Source organism: Fictibacillus sp. 7GRE50, assembly GCF_015903875.1.
Taxonomy (GTDB): domain Bacteria; phylum Bacillota; class Bacilli; order Bacillales; family Fictibacillaceae; genus Fictibacillus; species Fictibacillus phosphorivorans.
On the sequence record NZ_JACZDW010000002.1, the window covers coordinates 1 to 11,502 of the forward strand.

An 11,502-nucleotide genomic window follows, 5' to 3' on the forward strand; every position below is an offset into this window, starting at 1 on the left:
GAGAATCGCTCATAAATCTTGAGAATCGCTCATAAATCTTGAGAATCGCTCGTCCAGCGTGCATAAAATGCCGCTAGACGAGCTTAAATCGTTAAAACCTACAGAATATACTCCAATATACTCCCAAAAAATACAAAAAGCCGCCTCCTGCAACAAACAGGAGCCAGCTTCCATCACTGTATAACTTCATCCAAAAATCAAGTTACAAAATCAGGCTTGCGCTGCGCTAGAGTCGGACTTCTCAGCTCTACCGGCTCACCTTTTTCCAAACTCAAAAAAGAGGTTGCTTCGTTAAACCAGCTGTCAGGAGCTTTATGTCCCCAGAACGTCTGGCGCCTCGGGTCGTTAATATCCCACTTGATCGGCTTAAAGTCAGGATCACTCGTCAGATAGTCTCCATTATATAACTCAATGCGATTTCCATCCGGATCACGGACGTATAAAAAGAAGGCGTTCGATAATCCGTGACGTCCTGGCCCACGCTCGATATTGTCAGCATATCCCATGCTCGCCATCACATCACAGCAATGGATGAGACTCATCGGATCAGACAGCCAAAAGCCTACATGATGAAGACGAGGTCCTTCTCCGTTCATAAACGCAACATCATGTACAGTAGGCTTACGATGAAGCCATGCTGCCCATGTGCGATCATCTTCTGTTGCTGTATATTCAGAAATTCTAAATCCGAGTTCATCTGTATAGAATTGAACTGCTGCTTCCACATCTGGAACCATACAGTTTATATGATCGATACGCTGGACACGTGCACCGCGGTAAAGATCATACTTCTGGATACAGCGCTCCACACTTTCCATCTCTACAAAAAACTCAAGCGGTATGCCTGAAGGGTCTTCTACACATAACGTTTTACCGATTCCAACTGCAGGATCTGCATCTTTCCATAGCACTTTTGCGCCCTTCCCTTTAAAAAAGGTTTCGAGTGCATTTAAGTGACTGTCTTCCCACACCTTGTAGCTCACAACATGAACGCCAGGATTATCAGCTTTTTTCAACAAAAGGCTGTGATGCGAGTGCTCCTCCAGTCCACGTAATGCCATCCATTCTGATGAAGAGGCTGTTTCAATGAATCCAAGAGCATTTACGTAAAAATCACGGGAAGCATGAAGATCCGTTACGTTCATGACAACACGCGCAATTCGAATAATGTTAAAATCCATGACGGCTCCTCCTATACACTACTGTAATTATGGCTTTTAGAATTCACGCGTTGCAGAAAATCTTTCACCATCGCTTTATAAGGCTCTTTGTTAAATTGATCATAATAGATGTTCGACATACGTGCCGGATCTCCAAAGAAGTAATATTCATAAAGAGCTTGGCGACCACCGAATGTGCTGATTGAAATATCCCATGCTAAACGGAACAATTGAGTGCGTTCGTACCCATCAATGTTAGCCCCTTGTGTATAACGATGAACAAGTTCTCCGATGTCATCAGCGTTAAAATCTGCTTCTGTTGGAATTCCCATCAAACCAGAGGCACCGAGGATCTTCACAATTTCAACAATGCGCTGATACATTTTTGGATACCAGTTACGAGCTGCGTTCAATGGCGCAAAGTCCGGTGTCATGTTTCCATACTTATCAAGAGAAGCGTTGTGCTCTGCACGGTAAAGGTGAGAACGCATCGTTTCCAGGATAAGCATGACTTCAGATGCTTTTTCTTTAACATGTGGAAACACATCAATACCGATTGATTCCATCATATTTAGGATGACGCCGAGCACAAATTCAGTTTTCACCGTATTCTTTGCGATTACTTGATGAGCCATATGAACGATGGCGTTCGTCTCCACATACGTACGGTTACAAATATCAGAACTGCCGCTTACAAACACGCGCTCCCAAGGTACAAGCACATTGTCAAAAACAACAATCGCATCACTCTCTTCAAAGCGAGAGCTTAACGGATGATCCCATTGGCTTCGCCCCGTATCAAACGATTCTCGACATAAGAACTTTAAGCCTTCTGTATTGTTCGGAATAGCAAAAGCCATCGCATACGGATCATCTTCAGACGAAGCTTTGTTCAATGTTGATGGGAACACGACGATCTCATCCGTTACCCCACCGAGTGTAGCTAACAACCTCGCCCCTTTAACTACGATACCGTCTTTATTCTTTTCAACGATGCGAGCGGATAAATATGGATCTTTTTGTTCAGACTGCTTTTTCGAACGATTCGTCTGTGGATGAATCAGAGTATGAGTTAAGCTGATGTCATTTTCCCGGCAATAGTCATAATACTTTCTTGCGTTCTCTGCGAACATTGGATCGTTTTGTGCAAAAAAGTTACCTGACGTACCGAATGCCATAACACTCGTGTTTAAATAATCTGGTGTACGCCCCATCATTCCGCCTGTGTATCCCGCCCATTCAGAAATCATCTCACGTCGGCGAATAAGATCGTCTACAGTTTTAGGAGCAATAAAAGAAAGCCCCACTTTATCTCCTGTCTGTTCAGAGGTATAGAGCATCTTGTCTGCTTTTTCATGCTGGAGGTCATACAGGTTAGCAATGGATCTTACAATGTTTCGAAAAGCTGGATGAGAAGGAACATCTTCCACTTTCTCACCATGAATCCAAACGTTATTCTTAGCCTTTGAAATCCCTTGGATATATTGTTCCCCCGTGCGTGCAGGCAAAGAAATCCCTCCTAATGTTTCGCTTCGGTTTGAAGCGACTGTTTTTTCTTTCCGAACTGCTGAATGTGATGGTCAGCTAGTGCAACATGCACTACTTTCATCTCAGTATAAAACTCAAACGCATAGTGTCCGCCTTCACGACCGATTCCGGAATTCTTAGAGCCTCCGAAAGGAATACGAAGATCACGAACGTTTTGCGAGTTCACCCATAACATCCCAGCTTCAACCGCGTTTGCGACGCGTAGACCTTTTTTCATGTCATTTGTCCACACATAGCCCGCTAGACCATATTTAATATCATTTGCATAATCAATTACTTCTTCTTCATCTTTAAAGGTCATCACAGATAATACTGGACCGAATATTTCTTCTTGGGCTACAGTCATATCATTTTTCACATTTAATAAAAGTGTCGGAGCAACAAAGTTTCCTTTTTTGTGAGTTTCAGAGATAGGCTGACTGTATACTTCTGCACCTTCGTCTTTAGCAATCTGTAAATATCGTTTTACATTTTCATAGTGTTCTTTATGAATGAGTGGCCCGACTTCTGTATCTGGATCTGACGGGTCACCTACGATGATGTTGTCTACCCTTTCTTTCAAACGTGTTACGAACTCGTCTTTAATCGATTCTTGAATGAACAAGCGGGAGTTCGCCGTACACCTTTCTCCATTAAAAGAAAAGATTCCCCATACACAAGCATCGAGAGCACGTTCAAAATCACAATCATCAAATACGATGATCGGCGACTTTCCGCCCAGTTCCATTGAAAAACGCTTTAAAGATGCAGCGCCGTTTCTCATAATCTTTGAACCAGTCTTTGTCTCACCTGTAAACGAGATAAGCTGTACATCTTCATGAGCAACAAGAGATGCTCCAGCTGTCTCTCCAAAACCATGAACGATGTTGAAAACACCTGCAGGAAGTCCTGCTTCATCCACAAGTTCAGCTAGTTTATTAGCAGTTAACGGCGACCATTCAGCTGGTTTCAAAATGACCGTGTTTCCCGTGGCAAGTGCAGGTGCGATCTTCCAAGTCTCAAGCATGAAAGGTGCATTCCATGGCGTGATCAACCCTGCAACCCCGACCGGCTTTTGAATCGTATAGTTCATGAACTCATCATCCACATGATAAGCTTCACCAGACATGCGGTTCTTTACCATTTCTGCATAAAATCTAAAGTTATCTGCAGCACGCCCTACCATCTTTCGGGTTTGAGCAATAGGAAGTCCCGTATCATAGGACTCTAACAACGCAATCTCTTCTACATCCCTATCGATTAAATCAGCAACCTTATAGATGTATTGTAGTCGCTTTTCCTGCTTCATCTTGCCCCACGGCCCTTGCTTGAAGGCCTTTTTTGCAGCAGCTGCAGCTCGATTTATATCTTCAATCGTACCTTCACTAACCGTATTGATCTTTTCATTCGTAAAAGGATTTACGTTTACAAAAAGATCTCCTTTGTGTCCCGTTACAAACTGACCATCTATATAATGGTGAATCAACTCTTTAATTTCCGGTTTCATGATCCTTCCCTCCAGTTGGAACTTTTTCTGTACGACCATCGACGATCGTATTCTCTAAACAGCCTAAGTAATCGATCTCCAGTCTAACCACATCACCTGGGTGAACGTGTGATATTCCTTTTGGTGTACCTGTCCAAATCACATCATTTGGTTCAAGCGTCATGAACGATGAAACAAATTCAATGATCTCAGGGATAGAGTACATAAGATCTTTGGTGTTACCCTGCTGTCTCAATTCACCGTTCACATAGGTGCGTAGTTCTAAGTTCGTAACATCTGGGATATCTGTGGCATCAACATAATAAGGACCCATCGGACCAAACGTGTCATGTCCTTTTGCGCGTACTGGAGGACGGTACCAGTTGTTCACAAAATCACGGACTGTTACATCGTTCGCAATGGTGTAACCGCTTACAAAATCCATCGCGTTTTCAGCTTTAATATTTCTTCCCTCTTTACCAATGACCACAGCTAGTTCATTTTCATAGTGCATGTATGTTGCACCATCTGGATAGAATACTTGCCCTTTATGACCGACTAATGATGAGTTTGGTTTAATAAAAAGGACAGGCTCAGCCGGTTTCTCCAGTCCCAGCTCATCGGCATGATCGGCATAGTTTAGCGCTAACCCGATCATCTTGTTCGGCTTAAATGGAGGAAGCCACGTTTTGATTTCACTAACCTTGGCTGATTTCCCTGATGAAAATGTGATCACATCATCCACTACAGTTCCTTTTTGTTCTCTTCCTTCAAAAATCACACGAGCATGCTTCATTTATACTTCACTCCCTATTTTTTCTACTAACCCGTAATCAGCAAGTACACTTCTTATTTCTTTTTGCAAAGAATCTGCTGGCAAGTCCATTGGCAATCTTAATTTTGGATTGATCTTGCCCATCATGCCTAACGCAGCTTTTAGTGGAGCAGGATTCGTATCTTTAAACAGAACATCATTTAGAGGCATTAAATCATAGTGAAGCTTAAGTGCTTCTTCTACATTTCCAGACTCCCAGGCGTTGTATACTTCTGCCACTTTAGAAGGTAGCACATTTGCTGTTGCTGATATGTATCCTGCACCACCAATGGCAAGCATCGGATAACAAAGAAGTTCTATGCCTGAAAACAGCAAAAAGTCACGTCCACAGTTTAAGAGCACTCGGTTAATATGCTCAAAGTCTTTATTGGATTCTTTTACTCCGATAATATTCGGACAGTCTTCGTTAAGGCGTGCAAGTGTCTTCACTTCTAAATTTACTGCTGTTCTTCCTGGGATGTTATAAATGATTAGAGGAATGTCTACTGAGTCTGCGATAAGTTTAAAATGTTTGTATAGCGCATGCTGAGAGGGCTTGTTGTAGTATGGGACAATGACCATAGCGGCATCTGCACCCATTTCTTGAGCTAATTTCGTTAAATATAGTGATTCTTGATGGTTCGTTGATCCAGTTCCTGGTACGATAGGCACTCTTTTATTTACTGCTTTTATCGCTGTTTCCATGACAAGCTCACGTTCTTTTAATGTCAGCGACGATGGTTCTCCTGTCGTCCCGGTGACGGAAATCCCGTGACTTCCAGACTGGATATGCCAGTCAATTAAATTTTTTAGCGTTTCGAGATCCAGCGACTCATCATCATGAAACGGTGTGATGATCGGAGCAATTGATCCTCTTAAAGACTTTTTTACCTCTTCTACTTTCATGCCTTCATCTCCTCAAAATGTATTTTGTTTCGAATCCTCAAGAAAAGCTTTTAGCGTGTTCAACTTATGGTTTCTTGTATATGATTCTATTACTTTTGGATCTTCTCTTCTTTCTATCATTTCAATTAGTTGATAGTGTTCTGTGACTGAGCGTTTCATACGTACAGGTTTCATTGTTGACCCCTGTTTGCGAACAGTACCCAGCCTTTCCCATGTTGTATGAATCTGTTCTAACAGAAATTGATTGGTGCAATATTTGTAGGTGAGTTTGTGAAATTCTTTGTTGTAGTTGGAGAAAAGAGAATAATCAAGATGTTCAAGTGCATCTTCCATAAGCTTTGTATACTCTCTTAAACCTTCAAGTTTTTCATGAGGAAAGTGGACGGATGATTCTGCAGTCGCAAAACCTTCTAATACGGCTAGAACGGATAAAGTTTCTAAATATGCTTGTTCATCGAAGGGGGTAACAATCGCTCCTGAGTATGGCTTAAATGAAATCAAGGAATCCGCTTCAAGCAATCTAATCGCTTCACGAACCGGGATAGCACTCGTTTGAAGCTCTCTTGCCAGTTGGTCAATAACAAGTTTGTGACCAGGCGGATACCTGCCATCTAAGATACGAGAACGGATGACTTGATAAGCATACTGCTGTTTGTTTGTTTTATGTTTAGTCTTCATAATCCTATGTTAATCGCAAATCATATATGATTTCAAGCTAATTATCAGAAAAATCATATATTATTGTTAATTTAGTAAGAAAGTATCATATGGTGTTTTATAAAAAAATAATTATAGTTAAATAGTCTCGTTACACACACTAGAAGTTTACATATGTAGTAAGAATAAGCTATTCTATTCATATAGATTGTGTATAAAGGGGTAAAAAGCCCATGAATGTAAAAAACGCCATGGAGATTCTAGTAGAAGAAGCATTAAAAAATTATTGGGGACAACTTCAGCTGCCTTGCAAATGCGAAGTTTGTAAAGCTGATGTCTTTGCGATTACACTTAACAATTTACCACCCCGCTATGTATCAAATGAAGATGGATACGCTTTTGTCAAAGCTCAAAACTTTGATGATCAATCCAGAGTCAACATCTTAAACCAGATTGTAAAAGCTACAGGTATTGTAGCAACTCGACCATCACACGATTTAAAACCATCTCCTGCTAGCGAATAGAAGGCAGATGGTTTTTGTTTACTGTACAATCAATCAAGTTTATTTCGTAAAGTATACCTAAAAACCATAACATTCAGTTGAAATTTACATAAGAACAAATATCCTGACTCTTTATTCCTATTTTTCAGAAAAGTTCCTTGCGAGAGCTTTTTTCTTGTGATATATTTGTGACAACCATTCAGTACTGGATTACATCTTAACTTAAGAGTTTGAAAGTGGTTTGGTAATTACAGAGCACAAAAGTGCAAACGTTCTAGGAGGCATTTACATGCAAACAGGTAAAGTAAAATGGTTTAACGCTGAAAAAGGTTTTGGATTCATCGAAGTTGAAGGTGGAGACGACGTATTCGTACATTTCTCTGCTATCCAATCAGAAGGTTTTAAATCACTTGACGAAGGTCAAGAAGTAGAATTTGAAATTGTTGACGGAGCTCGCGGACCACAAGCAGCTAACGTAACTAAAAAATAAGTTCGGCTTATATATAAAAACCCGGCAGTAACTGCCGGGTTTTTTCTGTATGCAAATATATGTACAAATAAAGAGGCTCCCTACTGAGGCAGCCTAGTCTTTTAAACCAACTTTTAATTTATACTTTTGTATCTTACCTAATATATCTACCTTATCTTCCTGCGAAAAGATTCCAAGTTTGTGTAGAATTATTGTGTACTGCTGAAGTTTAAACAATGAACTCTCTTTATACCACATAACATTCACCTATCTTTCCTTAAGGAAACTTTTTAAACCTTTGTAAATATTATATGCCATCTGCCACTTTTATGATAATGATTTGTTATTTATTTTAATGTTGCTACACATTAAAAAAAGCGTACCAATACGATACGCTTTTTTTCTCTATTTGGTTTGAATTGTAGAAAGCATTGCCCAAATGGCTTGCTCCCATTTAGCAGCGTTCTTATGCTCAGGCAAGTTAACCGTATATTTGACTTGATCTCCATTGCTTAAATCTTGAATCACAATGTATTTTTTGTAAGAATCTTTTGATGCTGTAATAAATAACGCAGTGTTTTCAAATGCTGGCCCAGCGATCTCTTTTCCGTTCACTTCACTTACTTCTCCAACCGCTTTAAGCTCATCATTCGCCCATTCTTTTAGATCATCAATGGACGACTCCTCTGACAACGGCTCTATTCTAACGAATGTTTCAGCAAATTTCGTAGCAAATAGTAAATCTTTTCGTGGTTCCTCTGCTGTAAATTCAAAATCTGGTAGCTTATAAAAGTGGTAATTCAGTTCACTCTCTGTTAAAACGGCGTCCTCTTCAATAGAGGTTCCATCCACTATGTACGTTAGCTTTTTCAATGGAGCAGCTTCTGGCACACTTTCTTCTGTAATCTGCTCAAGCAGCCATTGTCCTTCTTCATTCTTCTTATAAATGATGTTAACTTTGGCTCCTTCCTCCAAACTCTCAACGTCATCCCTTACTTCGTCTGTAAGTCGAAGAACTAATGTTTCACCTGCAGCTTCTACTTCAATAGAATTATTGTCAATCAGACCAATATACGTTCCTTCTTCTTCAATAGAAGTAACTTCTTCGTTAACTGGTTCTTCTTTTACTTCTTCATTCTTTTCAGTTGGTGAAGTTTCGGCTGTTTTCGGAGCTGGTTCTTCTTTTGTATCGGTACTTTTCGGTTCACTGCTACAAGCTGCAAGCATTAGTATGATTGCAAATATCCACGTTTTTTTTATCATTGTTAAACACCTCAAATTAAAAGTTTGATAGTAATGAACTACGTATTCAGACATATAAAACAAATTTTGGTAAACATCTTAAATGCTATGAGAATCCTGACGATATATAAACAGTACTTATACATTTTAAAACGGAGATGACGAAATTTGAATCCATCATTTGCCTCAAATTTACAAACGAATAAACTAGTTACAAAAATGCTGTGGGGTATGTATTTCCTTGGTCTAGCAAGTACTTTCGCTAGTACAAAAACCATAGACAGTGTCATGTTTTATGGTATAGCTGGACTAGTTATACTTCTCTCACTATCGATTTGGACGTACCGAAAATGGGCTCCATTCGCCGTTCAATATTTTGTTGTTATCGGCTTAACGATTCTGACGGTTATCATGGCGGACACGAACCCGAAGATTTCAACTTATCTTATGACCTATGTATGCTTGGCAGTTATCACGTTGTATCATAACTATCTTTCTATCTTACTATCGGGTATTAGTGGATTATTGTTAACTAATTTCTTCTTTTTTCAATATAAAGAAACGATGTTTGCCGGACAAGACCCTAAGATCATTATCTCATTAAACGTTTTCTTAACCGTAATTACTGCAGCTTTAGTAGCACAAGCGAGAATTGGTCAGCGTATGCATGAAAATATTAGAGATGCTGAAAAACAATCGGAAAATGATAGAGTTAAATTGGAACAGTTGTTGACTAAGATTAAGGATGCAACAGAAAATTTGCATCACTTTAGTCAATCGGTAAAGGAAAACGTAACACGAACAGGTGAAATATCGAGCAACATTACTTTCGCCTTTACTGAAGTAGCAAAAGGTGTGGAATCTCAGGCTGTCAGTGTAGGTGGAATGAGTCAATCTGTCACAAGTACCAACGACGTAGCAAAAGGCCTTTTTCAACACTCCAGCGATATGAAAAAACTTTCAGAGCAAACAGCAACTGTTACAAAAGCAGGAGAAAACCAAGTATTAGAACTCTCTTCTAAGATGAAAGAAGTGAGCGAACTAATGCAGCAAACAAACACTCTTATGCATGAATTAAATCAGCAAAGTGAATCCATAGAAGGAATTTTAACGACAATTGAAGAAATTTCTTCTCAAACGAATCTGCTTGCATTGAATGCCGCAATTGAAGCAGCGCGTGCCGGGGATCAAGGTAGAGGATTTGCAGTTGTTGCAGACGAGGTTCGCCGCCTTGCTGAGGATTCTCAACATTCTACAAAGCAGATTGGAGCAATCTTAGGTGAAATCCGTAACAAAGCCAAACAAGCAGCTCAATTTGTAGATGGTTCGCAAGGTGTCGTCACATCCAGTCTTGAAGCGACTGAGAAGACTGCAAACAATTTTATTCAAATTTTAGTAAACACTGATCAAGTTGCAACACAGTCTTCTGAAGTACAAGAATTGATTAATCAATTGTATGAATCTACCGGATATATTGTAGGAGAAATTCATTCGGTTTCAGGAATCGCAGAAACATCTAGTGGTTCTGTGGAAGAGGTTCTCGCATCGGTAGAAGAGCAACATAGATGTGTAGAAGAAGTGGTAGAAAGTTTCAACAAGTTTGAAGCATTAACCTCAGAACTAAATGCACTCGTAAAGAAATAAAAACGATAAAATACCTTTTCATGTAGATTGGAGAGGTATTTTTGTTATGAAAGGGTGTATAAAATGCATACGCACAGAGGTATCTATTGTATCTCTTATAACGAAACTGGAGAACTGCTCGTAATTGAAAAAAACGGAGGACCTTATAAAAATCGGTTCGATCTTCCTGGAGGCACACCTATCGTTGGTGAAACTGAATACGACACGGTTATCCGTGAAGTATTAGAAGAGACGGGATTTGGTGTGAAGAAAGGAATTAAGATAGGCGAACGCTGTTACGAACTTCCATGGATCTATAAGCAATGGACCTACTCACAGCATACAGCTGTATATTTTGAATGTATGCTAGATACAAATTCACAAGCCACTTTAGCAGATATTCCTGATCAAGACTCTAAAGGCACAAGATGGATACACCCTAATAATCTTAGAAGTGATTGGTGCTCTCCTCTTGTTTGGGAAGCAGCTCAATATATACTCACAAAACACATTTCCTCTGATATTAAAATATATGAAACATGGAGTGTTCTGAAAGAACCACTATACTCTTAGAATAAAAAACAACCGCACAGAGGCGGCTGTTCTTAGTAACAATAAAATGAACTAATTTGGCGTGTATCCATGCCGAAATAGATCCATCTATTGCCGGTCCAACGGAATCCTGCAACCGATCTACGACCTGCAAAGGTAAGCCATGCCCAAAATCCTGGTCCCCATGTTGGCCAGATGTAGACATATTGGTACAAACAAGGTCTAATCGCTCCCGGATCAACTGCATAAACTCCTGGCTGACTTCCACCGCCTCCGCCTCCACCTTGCAAACTAAAACCTTGTGATTGAGATGGTGTAAACGTAGGAGGTGCTGATGTTGGTGCCATTCCACCGCCACCGCCGCCTCCTGGTGGTCCGCCTGGAGGTCCACCTGGTGGGCCAAACCCTTGCCCTCCACCTTGACCTGGAAAAGGTGGAAAACTTCTATTCATACTCAATACATTCAACTCCTATAAAATTGTATTCGGTTCATACTATTCATATCGTACTGAAACGTATAGACAAGTAACCCGTAAAAATATAAAAGGATTGCTGCATGCTGA

The 11,502-nt window shown here is 40.1% G+C and carries 13 protein-coding genes; 4 read left to right on the forward strand and 9 right to left on the reverse strand.

Annotation, left to right across the window (positions count from 1 at the left end):
- Positions 1 to 197: 197 nt before the first annotated feature.
- The 6 genes from hpaD to IHV12_RS07030 are packed head-to-tail and all read right to left on the reverse strand — an operon-like array spanning position 198 to position 6,571.
- Complete coding sequence (gene hpaD / locus IHV12_RS07005; protein ID WP_197190390.1) at positions 198 to 1,181, reverse strand: 3,4-dihydroxyphenylacetate 2,3-dioxygenase; 984 nt, start codon at positions 1,179 to 1,181, stop codon at positions 198 to 200.
- 11 nt (positions 1,182 to 1,192) lie between these two features.
- Positions 1,193 to 2,668: a 4-hydroxyphenylacetate 3-monooxygenase, oxygenase component gene (gene hpaB, locus IHV12_RS07010; RefSeq protein WP_197190391.1), complete on the reverse strand. Its 1,476-nt coding sequence runs from the start codon at positions 2,666 to 2,668 to the stop codon at positions 1,193 to 1,195.
- 11 nt (positions 2,669 to 2,679) lie between these two features.
- Positions 2,680 to 4,194, reverse strand: a complete 1,515-nt coding sequence (gene hpaE, locus IHV12_RS07015) for a 5-carboxymethyl-2-hydroxymuconate semialdehyde dehydrogenase (protein ID WP_197190392.1) — start codon at positions 4,192 to 4,194, stop codon at positions 2,680 to 2,682.
- Positions 4,178 to 4,969 (reverse strand): fumarylacetoacetate hydrolase family protein, encoded by a 792-nt coding sequence (locus IHV12_RS07020; RefSeq protein WP_197127447.1) that lies wholly within the window; start codon positions 4,967 to 4,969, stop codon positions 4,178 to 4,180. The genes hpaE and IHV12_RS07020 overlap by 17 nt, the downstream gene beginning before the upstream one ends.
- On the reverse strand, positions 4,970 to 5,893 hold the full coding sequence (gene hpaI / locus IHV12_RS07025; protein ID WP_197190393.1) for a 2,4-dihydroxyhept-2-ene-1,7-dioic acid aldolase: 924 nt from the start codon (positions 5,891 to 5,893) through the stop codon (positions 4,970 to 4,972).
- Positions 5,894 to 5,905: 12 nt separating this feature from the next.
- The gene (locus tag IHV12_RS07030) at positions 5,906 to 6,571 is read right to left on the reverse strand and encodes a GntR family transcriptional regulator (protein ID WP_197190394.1); all 666 of its coding nucleotides are present in this window, start codon (positions 6,569 to 6,571) and stop codon (positions 5,906 to 5,908) included.
- A gap of 230 nt (positions 6,572 to 6,801) precedes the next feature.
- Here IHV12_RS07030 and IHV12_RS07035 point away from each other — a divergent pair, with 230 nt between their 5' ends.
- Entirely contained in the window at positions 6,802 to 7,074 is a 273-nt protein-coding gene (locus IHV12_RS07035) for a late competence development ComFB family protein (protein WP_231620681.1), read from the forward strand.
- Between the two features lie 268 nt (positions 7,075 to 7,342).
- Positions 7,343 to 7,543: a cold-shock protein CspD gene (gene cspD / locus IHV12_RS07040; protein WP_066237152.1), complete on the forward strand. Its 201-nt coding sequence runs from the start codon at positions 7,343 to 7,345 to the stop codon at positions 7,541 to 7,543.
- A 93-nt stretch (positions 7,544 to 7,636) separates the two neighbouring features.
- Here the strand turns inward: cspD and IHV12_RS07045 are convergent, their stop codons facing one another.
- Both IHV12_RS07045 and IHV12_RS07050 read right to left on the reverse strand, forming a co-directional pair.
- On the reverse strand, positions 7,637 to 7,780 hold the full coding sequence (locus IHV12_RS07045; RefSeq protein ID WP_197127443.1) for a hypothetical protein: 144 nt from the start codon (positions 7,778 to 7,780) through the stop codon (positions 7,637 to 7,639).
- A gap of 147 nt (positions 7,781 to 7,927) precedes the next feature.
- Complete coding sequence (locus IHV12_RS07050; RefSeq protein WP_197190395.1) at positions 7,928 to 8,785, reverse strand: hypothetical protein; 858 nt, start codon at positions 8,783 to 8,785, stop codon at positions 7,928 to 7,930.
- 147 nt (positions 8,786 to 8,932) lie between these two features.
- Between IHV12_RS07050 and IHV12_RS07055 the strand changes: the two genes are divergently transcribed.
- Both IHV12_RS07055 and IHV12_RS07060 read left to right on the forward strand, forming a co-directional pair.
- Positions 8,933 to 10,408: a methyl-accepting chemotaxis protein gene (locus IHV12_RS07055; protein WP_197190396.1), complete on the forward strand. Its 1,476-nt coding sequence runs from the start codon at positions 8,933 to 8,935 to the stop codon at positions 10,406 to 10,408.
- Positions 10,409 to 10,471: 63 nt separating this feature from the next.
- Complete coding sequence (locus tag IHV12_RS07060; protein WP_197190397.1) at positions 10,472 to 10,960, forward strand: NUDIX domain-containing protein; 489 nt, start codon at positions 10,472 to 10,474, stop codon at positions 10,958 to 10,960.
- A 32-nt stretch (positions 10,961 to 10,992) separates the two neighbouring features.
- Here the strand turns inward: IHV12_RS07060 and IHV12_RS07065 are convergent, their stop codons facing one another.
- On the reverse strand, positions 10,993 to 11,391 hold the full coding sequence (locus tag IHV12_RS07065) for a hypothetical protein (RefSeq protein WP_197190869.1): 399 nt from the start codon (positions 11,389 to 11,391) through the stop codon (positions 10,993 to 10,995).
- Positions 11,392 to 11,502 lie beyond the last annotated feature (111 nt).